12 protein-coding genes and 2 pseudogenes are annotated in these 13464 nt (G+C 66.7%); 9 read left to right on the forward strand and 5 right to left on the reverse strand.

Features of this window, described 5'->3' with window-relative positions; genetic code table 11:
* Nucleotides 1-92 (forward strand): annotated as a pseudogene (locus tag JMF90_RS06000) (RNA methyltransferase); the annotation flags it as partial.
* Nucleotides 93-192: 100 nt separating this feature from the next.
* On the opposite strand, the gene JMF90_RS06005 reads toward JMF90_RS06000, so the two are convergent.
* A complete protein-coding gene (locus tag JMF90_RS06005) occupies nt 193-1008 on the reverse strand; it encodes a pyruvate, water dikinase regulatory protein (RefSeq protein ID WP_011549549.1) in 816 nt (271 codons plus the stop codon).
* 376 nt (nt 1009-1384) lie between these two features.
* Here JMF90_RS06005 and ppsA point away from each other — a divergent pair, with 376 nt between their 5' ends.
* The 3 genes from ppsA (at nt 1385) to JMF90_RS06020 (ending at nt 5485) form a co-directional block, all read left to right on the forward strand.
* A complete protein-coding gene (gene ppsA, locus JMF90_RS06010; RefSeq protein ID WP_006478508.1) occupies nt 1385-3787 on the forward strand; it encodes a phosphoenolpyruvate synthase in 2403 nt (800 codons plus the stop codon).
* A gap of 291 nt (nt 3788-4078) precedes the next feature.
* Entirely contained in the window at nt 4079-4513 is a 435-nt protein-coding gene (locus JMF90_RS06015) for an NfeD family protein (protein WP_011549550.1), read from the forward strand.
* A 36-nt stretch (nt 4514-4549) separates the two neighbouring features.
* Entirely contained in the window at nt 4550-5485 is a 936-nt protein-coding gene (locus JMF90_RS06020) for an SPFH domain-containing protein (RefSeq protein WP_011549551.1), read from the forward strand.
* Nucleotides 5486-5636: 151 nt separating this feature from the next.
* Here the strand turns inward: JMF90_RS06020 and smpB are convergent, their stop codons facing one another.
* Nucleotides 5637-6083, reverse strand: a complete 447-nt coding sequence (gene smpB / locus JMF90_RS06025) for an SsrA-binding protein SmpB (protein ID WP_006478511.1) — start codon at nt 6081-6083, stop codon at nt 5637-5639.
* Between the two features lie 99 nt (nt 6084-6182).
* On the opposite strand from smpB, the gene JMF90_RS06030 reads away from it, so the two are divergent.
* Nucleotides 6183-6620, forward strand: a complete 438-nt coding sequence (locus tag JMF90_RS06030; protein ID WP_006478512.1) for a type II toxin-antitoxin system RatA family toxin — start codon at nt 6183-6185, stop codon at nt 6618-6620.
* Between the two features lie 4 nt (nt 6621-6624).
* Entirely contained in the window at nt 6625-6948 is a 324-nt protein-coding gene (locus tag JMF90_RS06035) for an RnfH family protein (RefSeq protein ID WP_011549552.1), read from the forward strand.
* Nucleotides 6949-6990: 42 nt separating this feature from the next.
* Here JMF90_RS06035 and JMF90_RS06040 read toward each other — a convergent pair whose 3' ends face one another.
* From JMF90_RS06040 to JMF90_RS06050, 3 genes are all read right to left on the reverse strand, one after another.
* The gene (locus JMF90_RS06040) at nt 6991-7956 is read right to left on the reverse strand and encodes a DMT family transporter (RefSeq protein WP_011549553.1); all 966 of its coding nucleotides are present in this window, start codon (nt 7954-7956) and stop codon (nt 6991-6993) included.
* A gap of 122 nt (nt 7957-8078) precedes the next feature.
* Complete coding sequence (locus tag JMF90_RS06045; protein WP_011549554.1) at nt 8079-8765, reverse strand: glutaminyl-peptide cyclotransferase; 687 nt, start codon at nt 8763-8765, stop codon at nt 8079-8081.
* A gap of 31 nt (nt 8766-8796) precedes the next feature.
* On the reverse strand, nt 8797-10017 hold the full coding sequence (locus JMF90_RS06050; protein WP_011549555.1) for a hypothetical protein: 1221 nt from the start codon (nt 10015-10017) through the stop codon (nt 8797-8799).
* Between the two features lie 114 nt (nt 10018-10131).
* On the opposite strand from JMF90_RS06050, the gene JMF90_RS06055 reads away from it, so the two are divergent.
* The 3 genes and pseudogenes from JMF90_RS06055 to guaB all read left to right on the forward strand — a co-directional run.
* The gene (locus JMF90_RS06055) at nt 10132-10896 is read left to right on the forward strand and encodes a DUF899 domain-containing protein (protein ID WP_006478517.1); all 765 of its coding nucleotides are present in this window, start codon (nt 10132-10134) and stop codon (nt 10894-10896) included.
* Between the two features lie 28 nt (nt 10897-10924).
* Nucleotides 10925-11758 carry a DUF2182 domain-containing protein gene (locus tag JMF90_RS06060; RefSeq protein WP_011549556.1) on the forward strand — a complete coding sequence of 278 codons (834 nt, stop codon included), beginning with the start codon at nt 10925-10927 and terminating at the stop codon, nt 11756-11758.
* Between the two features lie 279 nt (nt 11759-12037).
* Nucleotides 12038-13464 (forward strand): annotated as a pseudogene (guaB, locus tag JMF90_RS06065) (IMP dehydrogenase); the annotation flags it as partial.

Raw genomic sequence — 13464 nt, forward strand, 5'->3', positions numbered from 1 at the left:
TTCCGCAGCCGGGCGGGATGGAGTCGCTGAACGTCGCGGCGGCGGCGGCAGTGTGCCTGTTCGAGCAGGTACGGCAGCAGCGGCCGGCGTGACGCCGCACGCGGTGCATGTGCCGTAAAACGAAACAAGGCCGCGTTTGACGCGGCCTTGTTGCTTTCGGCGACGGCCTGACGGCCGCCAGCGCTTCCGCGCTCAGTACGACTGCCGGTCGAGCCGGATTTCCTGCAGGATCGTCGTCGCGATTTCCTCGATCGACTTGTGCGTCGACGATAGCCATTTGATCCCTTCGCGGCGCATCATCGCTTCGGCCTCGTTGATCTCGTAACGGCAGTTCTCGGGTGCCGCGTACTTGCTGCCCGGCCGGCGCTCGTTGCGGATCTCCGACAGGCGCTGCGGGTCGATCGACAGCCCGAACAGCTTCTCGCTGTACGGCGCCAGCGCCGACGGCAGCTTGCCGCGTTCGAAGTCTTCTGGAATCAGCGGATAGTTGGCCGCCTTCACGCCGTACTGCATCGCGAGATACAGGCTCGTCGGCGTCTTGCCGCTGCGCGACACGCCGACGAGGATCACGTCGGCCTCCGACAGGTTGCGATTCGACTGGCCGTCGTCGTGCGCGAGCGAGAAGTTGATCGCCTCGATCCGCGTCTTGTATTCCTCGGTGTCCGCGTTCTGGTGGCCGCGGCCCATCGCGTGGCTCGACTTGAGCTCGAGTTCCTGCTCGAGCGGTTCGACGAAGCGCTGGAACATGTCGAGCACGAGCGCGTTCGAGCGTTTGACGATGTCGTTCGACTCGCTGTCGACGAGCGTCGTGAACACGATCGCGCGACGGCCGTCGTGCACGGCGGCCTCGTTGATCTTTTCGACGGTCGCATAGGCCTTGTCGAGCGAGTCGACGAACGGCACGCGCACGAGACGGAATTTCTGGTCGAACTGGGAGAGGATCGAGTGCGCGAAGGTTTCGGCAGTGATCCCGGTGCCGTCGGAGACGATGAATACGGTAGGCAGCATGAATCTGGACGTCGAGCGTGAAGGGCAGTTGCGCGGGCGGCTGGAGGCGAGCCTCCAGACCCAGTGACAAGGTCGCGCCACATCCGGCAGCCGGCACGGTAGAATAGCGGCAACCTGTTGGATAAGCAATTGCGGGGGCAGGGCGCGAACGGCGCCCCGTGGCTGGGCCGCGCGATTCCGGAACTCCCGGCAAGTCTGGCGATTTGTCTGAAAATATCGCCCTTCTGCCGGGATTTTTGCAAATCGGGTCGGAAGATTTCCGCCGCTGCGAGTGTTTATCTAACAGGTTGCGCAAGACGCGCCGCGCCTTTTTGCAAGCGCCCGTGTTCGAGCCCACTTGCGCGATCGAGCATTTTTTTCACACTTAGGGGCTTGTATGACTAACGCAGCAAACGTCGCAAAGGACCAGGCGTATGTAATTCCGTTCGAGCAGTTGCGGATGACCGATGTGGAAATCGTGGGCGGCAAGAATGCGTCGCTCGGCGAGATGATCAGCCAGCTTTCCGAAGCAGGCGTTCGCGTACCCACCGGTTTCGCCACGACCGCGCTCGCATTCCGCGATTTCCTCAAGCACAACGACCTCACCGATCGCATCGCCAAGCGTCTCGAGTCGCTCGACATCGACGACGTGAAGGCGCTCGCCGAAGCCGGTGCCGAAATCCGTAAATGGATCGTCGACGCACCGCTGCAGCCGCGCCTCGAGCAGGAAATCCGCGCGCAGTTCGAAGTGCTGAAGAACGGCTCGCCGAGCGAGCTGTCGTTCGCGGTGCGCTCGTCCGCGACCGCGGAAGATCTGCCCGACGCCTCGTTCGCCGGCCAGCAGGAGTCGTATCTGAACGTCGTCGGCATCGACGACGTGCTCGACCGCATGAAGCACGTGTTCGCGTCGCTGTACAACGACCGCGCGATCTCGTACCGCGTGCACAAGGGCTTCACGCACGCCGAAGTCGCGCTGTCTGCCGGTGTGCAGCGCATGGTCCGCTCGGACGTCGGCGCCGCCGGCGTGATGTTCACGATCGACACCGAATCGGGTTTCAAGGACGCCGTGTTCATCACGTCGAGCTACGGCCTGGGCGAAACCGTCGTGCAGGGCGCGGTGAACCCGGACGAGTTCTACGTGTTCAAGACGACGCTCGCGCAGGACAAGTACCCGATCATCCGCCGCTCGATCGGCTCGAAGCTGATCAAGATGGAATTCACGCAGCCGGGCGAGCCGGGCCGCGTGAAGACGGTCGACGTGCCGCACGAGCAGCGCAACCGCTACTCGATCACGGATGAGGACGTGATCGAGCTGGCGAAGTACGCGGTCATCATCGAGAAGCACTATCAGCGTCCGATGGACATCGAGTGGGGCAAGGACGGCCGCGACGGCAAGATCTTCATCCTGCAGGCACGTCCGGAAACGGTGAAGAGCCAGGCATCCGGCAAGGCAGAGCAGCGCTTCAAGCTGAAGGGTCAGTCGCAGGTGCTCGCGACGGGTCGTGCGATCGGCCAGAAGATCGGCGCGGGCCCCGTGCGCGTGATCCAGGATCCGTCGGAAATGGAACGCGTGCAGCCGGGCGACGTGCTGGTGGCCGACATGACCGACCCGAACTGGGAGCCGGTGATGAAGCGCGCGGCGGCGATCGTCACGAACCGTGGCGGCCGTACCTGCCACGCGGCGATCATCGCGCGTGAACTCGGCGTGCCGGCCGTCGTCGGCTGCGGCGATGCGACCGACATCCTGAAGGACGGCGCGCTCGTCACCGTGTCGTGCGCGGAAGGCGACGAAGGCAAGATCTACGACGGGCTGCTCGAGACGGAAGTCACGGAAGTGCAGCGCGGCGAGCTGCCGGAAATCCCGGTCAAGATCATGATGAACGTCGGCAACCCGCAGCTCGCGTTCGACTTCTCGCAACTGCCGAACGGCGGCGTGGGTCTCGCGCGTCTCGAGTTCATCATCAACAACAACATCGGCGTTCACCCGAAGGCGATTCTCGAGTACCCGAACATCGACCAGGACTTGAAGAAGGCGGTCGAGAGCGTGGCGCGCGGCCACGCGTCGCCGCGTCAGTTCTACGTCGACAAGCTGACGGAAGGCGTCGCGACGATCGCGGCGGCGTTCTATCCGAAGCCGGTGATCGTGCGTCTGTCCGACTTCAAGTCGAACGAGTACAAGAAGCTGATCGGCGGTTCGCGTTACGAGCCGGACGAGGAAAACCCGATGCTGGGCTTCCGCGGCGCGTCGCGCTACATCGCCGAGGACTTCGCGCAGGCGTTCGAGATGGAATGCCGTGCACTGAAGCGCGTGCGTGACGAGATGGGCCTGACCAACGTCGAGATCATGGTGCCGTTCGTGCGGACCGTGAAGCAGGCGGAGCGCGTGGTCGGCCTGCTCGAGAAGTTCGGCCTGAAGCGTGGCGAAAACGGCCTGCGCCTTGTGATGATGTGCGAAGTCCCGACCAACGCGATCCTCGCCGAAGAGTTCCTGGAACACTTCGACGGTTTCTCGATCGGCTCGAACGACCTCACGCAGCTCACGCTCGGCCTCGACCGCGATTCGGGCATGGAACTGCTGGCAGTCGACTTCGACGAGCGCGACCCGGCCGTCAAGTTCCTGCTGAAGCGTGCGATCGATACGTGCCGCAAGATGGGCAAGTACGTCGGGATCTGCGGCCAGGGCCCGTCCGATCACCCGGACTTCGCGCAATGGCTGACGGACGAAGGCATCGTGTCGATCTCGCTGAACCCCGACACGATCATCGATACGTGGCAGGCGCTCGCCGCCAACCGCAAGTAACGAGTCGTGATGCAACTTCGACGAAAGGGCGGTCCGCCGCACTTTCGTTGAAGGCAAAATGCAAGGTTCGTGCTATAAACACCCCGGTAAGCGCCGGGGTGTTTTTTTCGTCGGTACTCGCCGGGCCGCCCCAAGAGTGCCGACCGCCCCCGCGGGGGGCAGCGAGCGCAGTGAGCGTGGGGGTCGTTTTCCTTCGGTACTCGCCGGGCTGTCCAAGAGTACCGACCGCTTCGCACAGCCGCGAGCGCAGCGAATATAGTGAGCATCGGGGACGTTTTTCTGGAGACCACAATGATGTCGGGGCATCTGTTCTGGTGGGTCGGGGTCGGCGTGCTGGTCGTGGCCGAATTGCTGACCGGCACGTTCTATCTGTTGATGATCGCGCTCGGCTTTCTCGCCGGCGGGTTGTTGCAACTGGCCGGTTTCGCGCCGCACGTGCAGTTCGGCGCGGCGGCCGCGGTCGCGATCGTCGCGATGATCGTGCTGCGCCGTTCGGGGCTCGGCCGCAAGCAGAAGCGCGACACGTCGACGAATCCCGACGTCAATCTCGATATCGGCTCGACCGTCACGGTCGACGCGTGGCGTGACGGCCGCGCGCGCGTGCAGTATCGCGGTGCCGACTGGGACGTCGAACTCGCGCACGGCGAGCGCGACGATGCGCGCGTGTACCAGGTGAGCGCCGTGCGCGGCAATTGCCTCGTGGTCGTGGCGAAACCCGCGGGCTGATCGTCCGCTGATACAACAACAAGGAGGAAATGCTTCATGGATTCGCTGATCATCTGGGTTGTCCTGCTCGTCATCGCGATCGTGATCGTGTCGAAGACGGTGAAGATCGTGCCGCAGCAGCATGCATGGGTGCTCGAGCGCTTCGGGCGCTACCACGCGACGCTGTCGCCCGGTCTCAATATCGTGCTGCCGTTCGTCGATCGCATCGCGTACCGGCACGTGCTGAAGGAAATTCCGCTCGACGTGCCGAGTCAGGTCTGTATCACGCGCGACAACACGCAGTTGCAGGTCGACGGCGTGCTGTATTTCCAGGTGATGGACCCGATGAAGGCGTCGTACGGGTCGAGCAACTTCGTGCTCGCGATCACGCAGCTGTCGCAGACGATGCTGCGCTCGGTGATCGGCAAGCTCGAGCTCGACAAGACCTTCGAGGAGCGCGATTTCATCAACCACAGCATCGTGTCGGCGCTCGACGACGCCGCGGCGAACTGGGGCGTGAAAGTGCTGCGCTACGAGATCAAGGACCTGACGCCGCCGAAGGAGATCCTGCATGCGATGCAGGCGCAGATCACCGCGGAGCGCGAAAAGCGTGCGCTGATCGCCGCATCCGAAGGCCGCAAGCAGGAGCAGATCAACCTCGCGTCGGGGGCGCGCGAAGCCGCGATCCAGAAGTCGGAAGGCGAGCGGCAGGCCGCGATCAACCAGGCGCAGGGCGAAGCCGCCGCGATTCTGGCGGTGGCCGAGGCGAACGCGCAGGCGATCCAGAAAATCGCGAGCGCGATCCAGTCGCAAGGCGGGATGGACGCGGTGAACCTGAAGGTCGCCGAGCAGTATGTCGGTGCGTTCGCGAATCTCGCGAAGCAGGGCAATACGCTGATCGTGCCGTCGAACCTGTCGGATCTCGGTACCGCGATCTCGTCGGCGCTGACGATCGTCAAGAGCGCGGGCGTGGGGGCCGGCGCGAAGAGCTGAGCCCGACATCGATGCGCACGCAGCTGCCGCGTGCGTATCGTCCTGCGGCGAATCGTCGCGCAGCCGCGACCGGCCGGCGCGATTCAGGCAGTCCAAAGCGACACGGCCCGCTTCGAGCGGGCCGTGTCGTTTGCGATGAACGCCGTGTGTGTCAGGTGCCGGCGCGCATGATGCGTGCCTTCTCGCGTTCCCAGTCGCGCTTCTTCTCGGTTTCGCGCTTGTCGTGCAGCTTCTTGCCCTTCGCGAGCGCGATGTCGCATTTCACGCGACCGCCCTTGTAGTGGAAGTTAAGCGGCACGAGCGTGTAGCCGCGCTGCTCGACCTTGCCGATCAGCTTCTTGATTTCCTCGCGGTGCAGCAGCAGCTTGCGCGTGCGAACCGGGTCGGGCTTGATGTGCGTCGAGGCTTCGGGCAGCGGGCTGATATGGGTCCCGATCAGGAAGATCTCGGCGTTCTTCACCACGACGTAGCCTTCCTTGATCTGGCCGCGTCCGGCGCGCAGCGCCTTGACTTCCCAGCCCTCCAGCACGAGCCCCGCCTCGTAGCGTTCCTCGATGTGATAATCGAAGTGCGCTTTCCTGTTGTCGATGATGCTCATGAAAGGATCGGGCCAACTCGTTTAAAATCACGATTTTAGCAAAGCGGGGCGCGTATCGCCCGGCTTGGCGTTCCCACTTTAAGCGATGCCGCGCGATTTATGGCAGATGTCCAGAAAACCGTATTGATCCGTCATTCGGCGGAACAGATGTTCGACCTCGTCACCGACGTGGCCGACTACCCCAATTTCCTGCCCTGGTGCGGCGGTGTCGAGGTTCGCCGTCAGGACGAGAGCGGGATGGAAGCGCGCATCGACATCAACTTCAAGGGTATCAAGCAGCATTTCGCGACCCGCAACACGCAGCAGCGTCCGACCCGGATCGACATGGAGTTCGCGGACGGGCCGTTCAAGAAGTTCACGGGTTCGTGGCGTTTCATCCCGCTGCGCGCCGATGCGTGCAAGATCGAATTCGCGCTGCACTACGAGTTTTCGAGCATCCTGCTCGAGAAGATCATCGGGCCGGTGTTCAGCCACATCGCGAACACGTTCGTCGATTCGTTCGTGAAGCGTGCGGACCAGCGCTACGGGAAGGGGTGACGCGATGCTGTCGATCGAAGTCTGCTACGCGCTGCCGGACCGCCAGACGCTGATTCCGCTGTCGCTGCCCGACGGGGCGACCGTGCGCTCGGCCATCGACGCGAGCGGCGTGCTCGCGCTGCATCCGGAGATCGATCTCGCACACGCAAAGACAGGCGTGTACGGCAAGCTCGCACCGCTCGATGCGCCGCTCGTCGATCACGACCGCGTCGAGATTTACCGTCCGCTGATCGTCGATCCGAAGCTCGCGCGCCAGCGGCGCGTCGACAAGTCCCGCCGCGCCGGCTCGATCGAGGGCCGCAAGTGGATGAACAAGGACGCGCGCTGACGCGCTTTTCGTTCCGATTGATCTGATCAAACGCCGCGGCGCTCAATGGGCCGCGGCGTTTGCGTTTGTCGATGCGCTGCCCGGCGTGTCGCCGTGCCGCCGCACCGAGCCGTATACGCCGGCGAGCAGCAGCACGAGCGCGGCGATCTCGAGCGCGTGCGGCATCCGCTGGTCATACACGAACGCATACAGCATCGCGAACACGGTTTCGAACACGATCAGCTGGCCCGACAGCGTGAGCGGCAGCCGCTTCGACGCGGCATTCCACAGCCCGTTGCCGAGCCACGACGCGCCGATCGCGAGCACGAGGTTCAGCAGCCAGAACAACTGCCACCGCGATGCGGGGACGGCCGCCTGCACCGTGCCGGCCGGCAGCGCGAGGATCGCCATCCAGCAGAGCCCGCCGATCAACCCCGTCACGACACCCCACAGCACCGACCATTCGTTGCCGCCGAAGTGGTGATGGCGCTGCAGGTAGCGTGTGTTCGCCACCGCATACCAGGTCCAGCTCGCGAGCGCGCCCGCCGCGCAGGCGATGCCCGCGAGCTTCTGGGCGAGCGTCGTGGCGTGCGCGGCTTCGGATGTAAACAGGTCGACGTTGATGCAGACGATACCCGCGATCACCAGCGCGAGCGGAGCGGCGAGCCGCCGCAGCGGCATGGCGCCACGGTCGCCGAGGCCCGCGAGCGTGACGGACACGGGCAGCACGCCGACGATCAGCGAACTGGGCGCGATGCCGATCAGGTGCACGGCGCCGGACAGCAGCATGTAGTACGCGACGTTGCCGATGACGGCGAGCCTCACCAGCGCGACCAGATCCTCGCGGGTCAAGCGCACGAGCAGCGAGCGGGCGACCGGCAGTGCGGCCGCCAGCGACACGAGGCCGTACATCGTATAGCGGCCGGCGCTCAGCAGCAGCGGCGAGAAATCGGTCAGCAGCCGCGGAACGAGAAACACCATGCCCCACAGGGCGCCTGCCAGGACACCGTACACCACGCCGCGCTGCATCGACCGCTCCGAACGAATGACTGAAGTGCGCGCATCTTAGCGATGCCGTCGTGGCGGCGTCTTGTTCATTCCTGCACTCGGGGGCACGGCGGTGCGTTCGGGCAGCGTGGGCACGCGGTGGATCAGCCGTCTGCCGGATCGGGTATCACGTCCGTGCCGTCGGTGGCGGTACGCGTGCGCACCGGGCGGCGCACGGCACGCAGCTTGCCGCTGTTGCCGCCGCCGCAGTAGAAGCGGTCGTGGCCGTCGGATTCGAGCCCCGACACGCCGACGCCGGCCGGCATGTCGATCTGCTCGAGCACCTCGCCCGTGTGCGGATCGATGCGTCGCAGGTCGCTCTGGTCGGCTTCCCACGTGCCGTGCCACAGCTCGCCGTCGACCCACGTCACGCCGGTGACGAAGCGGTTCGATTCGATCGTGCGCAGCACGGCGCCCGACTGCGGATCCACCTGATGAATCTTGCGTTCGCTGTACTGGCCGACCCACAGCGTGCCTTCCGCCCACGCGAGCCCCGAATCGGCGCCGCCGCCGGGCGCCGGGATCGTCGCGAGCACGCGACCCGATTCGGGGTCGATCTTCTCGATGCGGTCCTCGACGATCTGGAACAGGTGGCGGCCGTCGAACGCGGTGCCCGCGTGCGCGGCGACGTCGAGCGAGCGGACGGTCGTGCCGCGCTCGGGATCGAGCGCATTCAGCTTGTCGCCGGACGCGTACCACACGTGCTGCCCGTCGAACGTGACGCCGTGCACGCCGTCGACGCCCGGAAACGGGCCGTACTCGTGAAGGATCTCTGCGGTGGAGCGTTTCATGTTTGTCACCTCGTCGTTCGATGGGGCCATCCTAATCGCCCGGCAGCGCAACCGGGAGTAACAAGGTCGTCGCGAATCCGGGCAGCGGCGGCGTCAGCCAGCGGCGCGCGCGTCCGCGGCCGAGCGCCTGCACCTTGCCGGTTTCGGCGAGCGCATCCAGCGCACGCTGCACGGTGCGCTGGCTGGCGCCGAGCGCGAGCGCCAGCGCGGAGCTCGACCACGCTTCGCCGTCGGCGAGGAGCGCGAGCACGGCCGCATGGCGATCGTCGACCGGACGCGCGAGGACGACGGTTTCGCGCACGCCGAGCGGTTCGAGCGCGAAGCCGCGCGGCGTCGCGACGACGTTCGCGAGCGGGCGCAGCACCGCACGCAGCCGGCCGATCTCGACACGCAGCCGCGCACGATGCGATTCGTCGGCTTGTTTCGCACGGAACGCGGCGGCGACGAGCGCGTTTCTCGATACGTCGGCCGGCCACGCTTCGCCCAGCGCACGGGCGAGCACGAAGAGCACCGGACGCCGCGCGAGCGACACGGTCGTGCGCGCATCGCGCACCGTGTGGCGGCACGCGTCGACGACGAGCGCATTCGACTCGAACAGCGTCTCCACTTCGTCGAGCGGTACGAGCCGCGACGTGCCGCGTGCGATGAGCCGGGCGGCCGGTGCGTCGAGCACGCGCGCCGCGGTATCGACCTCGGCCGTCAGCGCGGCGATGCCGGCGGCGCGGGCGGCTGTCCGCGCACGGTCGAGTGCCGTACGGGCCGCGTGCGTGCGGAGGCGGCGCATCGCGATGCCGGCCGCGATCAATTCATGGGTGGCGCGTGACGCGGGCGGTAGCGGCACGGGATCGAGATATGCAAGCAGCCGTTCGGCCTCGTCGAGCTGACCGATCAGCAGCAACCGGCGCACGCCGAGATAGCGGGCATGCGCGGCGTTCGCGCGGTCGCCGTGCGTGTCGAGCGTCGCGCAGGCCGCGTCGAGCGCGCGCGTCGGCCAGCGCAGGTCGCGCGACGCGAGCGCGATCTCGGCTTCCGCGACGACGCAGCGCGCCCGTGCGACCGTTTCCTTCGCACCGAATGCGCGTGCGGCGGCGCGCACGAGCGCGCGCGCCCGGTCGAAATCGCCGAGCTGCGCCAGCGCGATGCCGCGCAGCGCGAGCGCCGGCGCATCGTCGCGCAGCGCGACGCGGTTCAGCGCGCCGAGCGCGTCACCGGTCGCGAGCGCGCGCGCGGCCGCCGTGATCAGCGAATCCATCCGAATCCCGACACACTTGTCACTCCCTCCGGTCCGATGCCCGCCACTAATCTAGCACCACGCACACGGCCTCGGACGCCGTGCCCGGATACCCATCGGAAGGAGGAACCCGCAATGACGACCCATCTCACCGGAACCCGCGACGAATGGCTGGCCGAACGCCGCGCGCTGCTCGACGCGGAAAAGGCGCTGACGCGGCAAAGCGACGAACTCGCGCGGCGGCGCCAGGCGCTGCCGTGGGTGCGCGTCGACAAGACCTACCGGTTCGATACCGAGGAAGGGCAGGCGACGCTCGACGACCTGTTTCGCGGCCGTTCGCAATTGCTCGTCTATCACTTCATGTTCGGCCCCGACTACAAGGCGGGCTGCCCGTCGTGCTCGGCGCTCGCCGACGGCTTCGACGGTTTTGCCGTGCATCTGGCGCATCACGACGTGACGCTCGCGGCCGTGTCGCGCGCGCCGCTCGCGAAACTGCTCGCGTACCGGCAGCGGATGGGGTGGACGTTCCCGTGGGCGTCGTCGGTCGGCAGCGATTTCAACTTCGACTTCAACGTGTCGTTCACCGAAACGCAGCAGCGCGCGGGCGACGTCGAATACAACTATGCGCGGGCCGGCCATGCGATGGACATGGATCCGCCGCCGGCGCCCGTCGTGCAGTTTGCGGCCACCTGCGGCACCGACGCGCGCACGTATTCGCTCGACCGGCCGGGGATGAGCGCGTTCGTGCGCGAGGACGGCGCCGTCTATCACACGTATTCGACCTACGCGCGCGGCCTCGACGGGCTGTGGGGGATGTACCAGTGGCTCGATCGCGCGCCGCGCGGACGCAACGAGGCCGGCCCGTGGTGGCGCCGTCACGACGAGTACGCGCGCGGCTGAGCGCGGTGGCCACGGGCGGGAGCACGCGATGACACGAACGACGACCGGGGCGAAAGCCGGGCCGATAACCGGCGAGACGGCCCTCGATCCGCGGGCATTCGGCGTGGCGGTCGCGGCCGTGTTCGCGGTCGCCGTGGTGGCGACGCTGGCGCAGCATGCGTCGATGGCCGCGATGGGCGGCGTACCGATGCCAGGCGGCTGGATGGCCTCGGCCGCCTGGCTGCGGCCGTGCGGGCGAGGCGGCGGGCGCGCATTCGCGACGTTCGCCGGAATGTGGGGCGCGATGACGGTGACGATGATGCTGCCCGTGCTCGCGCCGCAGCTCTGGCATTACCGGCGGCGTATCGGCCCGCAGGCGGCAGCGCGGTCGGCCTGGCTCGTCGTCGTCGCGGGGGCGGGATATTTCTCGGTCTGGATGGCGCTCGGCGCGCTCGTGTTTCCGGCCGGCGCCGTAATGACGACGGCCGCCGCCCGTCTGCCGGCGCTCGCCCGGGCGATGCCGTTCGTGTCCGGCGCCGTCGTGCTGGCCGCGGGCGCGTTGCAATTCTCCGGGTGGAAGGCGCGCCGGCTCGCGTGCTGCCGGCATGCGGAGGCGCACGACGTGCATCGGCCACGGGCGGCGGCCGTTACGGCATGGCGGTACGGCATGCGCGCCGCGATCAGGTGCGGCGCGTGTTGCGGGAACCTGATGGTGGTCGCATTGGCGGCCGGCATGATGGATCTGCGCGTGATGGCCGCCGTGACGGTCGCGATCGCAGCCGAACGTGTTGTGCCGGCCGGCGGGCGCTTCGCGCGGACCGTCGGTTGCGGGGTGGCGGCGGGCGGCATGGCGATGATCGCCCGTGCCGCCGGGCTGGCGTGAAGCAGGGCTGGCAAGCCGCTTCGGCGGGTCGCCGGGCCGTGCGCGCGGCCGCCGCCGTCGCGGCCGTGTGGCCCCGCCGCGACACGGGCACATGCCGCCGGCCGCCGGTTGCGCGAATGGCTCGATGCGGCGGTGAAACGAAAGACGATCGAAAACGAACCGAACGGCGATCCGAACGATTCGGCCCCCGAACGGCCGAAACCGGCTAAGCCGTTGTTCGTGTTGTGAAAATTCACGGCGCTTCGCGTATAATTCGCTTTTGCGCCCATAGGATTTGCCATGCGTCTGATCCAAAAAGCACTCACTTTCGATGACGTGCTCCTCGTTCCCGCCTTCTCCGACGTTCTCCCGCGCGACACCAGCCTCAAGACCAAGCTGACCCGCAACATCTCCTTGAACATGCCGCTCGTGTCCGCCGCGATGGACACGGTCACCGAAGGTCGCCTCGCGATCGCGATGGCCCAGCAGGGTGGCGTCGGTATCGTCCACAAGAACCTCACGCCGGCCGAACAGGCCCGCGAAGTCGCGAAGGTCAAGCGTTTCGAGTCGGGCGTCGTCCGCGATCCGATCACGGTGCCCCCGCAAATGAAGGTGCGCGACGTGATCGCGCTGTCGCGCCAGCATGGCATTTCGGGTTTCCCGGTCGTCGAAGGCCCGCAGCTCGTCGGCATCGTCACGAACCGCGACCTGCGTTTCGAAACGCGCCTCGACGAGCCGGTCAAGTCGATCATGACGCCGCGCGAGCGCCTCGTCACGGTCAAGGAAGGCACGCCGCTCGCCGAAGCGAAGGCGCTGATGCACAGCCACCGCCTCGAGCGCGTGCTGGTCGTCAACGACGCGTTTGAACTGCGCGGCCTGATGACCGTCAAGGACATCACGAAGCAGACCGAGCACCCGGACGCGTGCAAGGACGAACACGGCAAGCTGCGCGCAGGCGCGGCGGTCGGCGTCGGTCCGGACAACGAAGAGCGTGTCGAGCTGCTGGTGCAGGCCGGCGTCGACGTGATCGTCGTCGATACCGCGCACGGTCACAGCAAGGGCGTGCTCGAGCGCGTGCGCTGGGTCAAGCAGAACTTCCCGCACGTCGAGGTGATCGGCGGCAACATCGCGACGGCCGCCGCCGCGAAGGCGCTGATCGAATACGGCGCGGACGCGGTCAAGGTCGGTATCGGCCCGGGTTCGATCTGCACGACGCGGATCGTCGCGGGTGTCGGCGTGCCGCAGATCAGCGCGATCGCGAACGTGTCGGAAGCGCTGAAGGGCACCGGCGTGCCGTGCATCGCGGACGGCGGCGTGCGCTTCTCGGGCGACGTGTCGAAGGCCCTCGCGGCCGGCGCGAATGCGGTGATGATGGGCAGCATGTTCGCAGGCACCGAAGAGGCGCCGGGCGACGTGTTCCTGTACCAGGGCCGCCAGTACAAGTCGTATCGCGGCATGGGTTCGGTCGGTGCGATGAAGGATGGCGCGGCTGACCGCTACTTCCAGGACAACTCGGCGAACATCGACAAGCTCGTGCCGGAAGGCATCGAAGGCCGTGTCGCGTACAAGGGTTCGGTCAACGCGATCCTGTTCCAGCTGGTCGGCGGCGTGCGCGCGAGCATGGGCTACTGCGGCTGCAAGACGATCGACGAGCTGCACGAGAAGGCCGAATTCGTCCAGATCACCGGCGGCGGGCATGCGCGAGTCGCACGTGCACGACGTGCAGA

The sequence above is a fragment of the Burkholderia sp. E168m23 genome (genome assembly GCF_016586125.1).
In the GTDB taxonomy this organism is placed as follows: Bacteria; Pseudomonadota; Gammaproteobacteria; order Burkholderiales; family Burkholderiaceae; genus Burkholderia; species Burkholderia orbicola.

Bases quoted from the DNA above. Each gene is read 5' to 3' on its own strand.
- JMF90_RS06045 (WP_011549554.1), bottom strand. From the start codon at position 8,765: ATGAAACGCTCCACCGCAGAGATCCTTCACGAGTACGGCCCGTTTCCG.
- JMF90_RS06020 (WP_011549551.1), top strand. From the start codon at position 4,550: ATGGATTCGCTGATCATCTGGGTTGTCCTGCTCGTCATCGCGATCGTG.
- smpB (WP_006478511.1), bottom strand. From the start codon at position 6,083: ATGAGCATCATCGACAACAGGAAAGCGCACTTCGATTATCACATCGAG.
- JMF90_RS06040 (WP_011549553.1), bottom strand. From the start codon at position 7,956: ATGCAGCGCGGCGTGGTGTACGGTGTCCTGGCAGGCGCCCTGTGGGGC.
- JMF90_RS06015 (WP_011549550.1), top strand. From the start codon at position 4,079: ATGATGTCGGGGCATCTGTTCTGGTGGGTCGGGGTCGGCGTGCTGGTC.
- JMF90_RS06030 (WP_006478512.1), top strand. From the start codon at position 6,183: ATGGCAGATGTCCAGAAAACCGTATTGATCCGTCATTCGGCGGAACAG.
- JMF90_RS06055 (WP_006478517.1), top strand. From the start codon at position 10,132: ATGACGACCCATCTCACCGGAACCCGCGACGAATGGCTGGCCGAACGC.
- JMF90_RS06060 (WP_011549556.1), top strand. From the start codon at position 10,925: ATGACACGAACGACGACCGGGGCGAAAGCCGGGCCGATAACCGGCGAG.
- JMF90_RS06050 (WP_011549555.1), bottom strand. From the start codon at position 10,017: ATGGATTCGCTGATCACGGCGGCCGCGCGCGCGCTCGCGACCGGTGAC.
- JMF90_RS06035 (WP_011549552.1), top strand. From the start codon at position 6,625: ATGCTGTCGATCGAAGTCTGCTACGCGCTGCCGGACCGCCAGACGCTG.
- JMF90_RS06005 (WP_011549549.1), bottom strand. From the start codon at position 1,008: ATGCTGCCTACCGTATTCATCGTCTCCGACGGCACCGGGATCACTGCC.
- ppsA (WP_006478508.1), top strand. From the start codon at position 1,385: ATGACTAACGCAGCAAACGTCGCAAAGGACCAGGCGTATGTAATTCCG.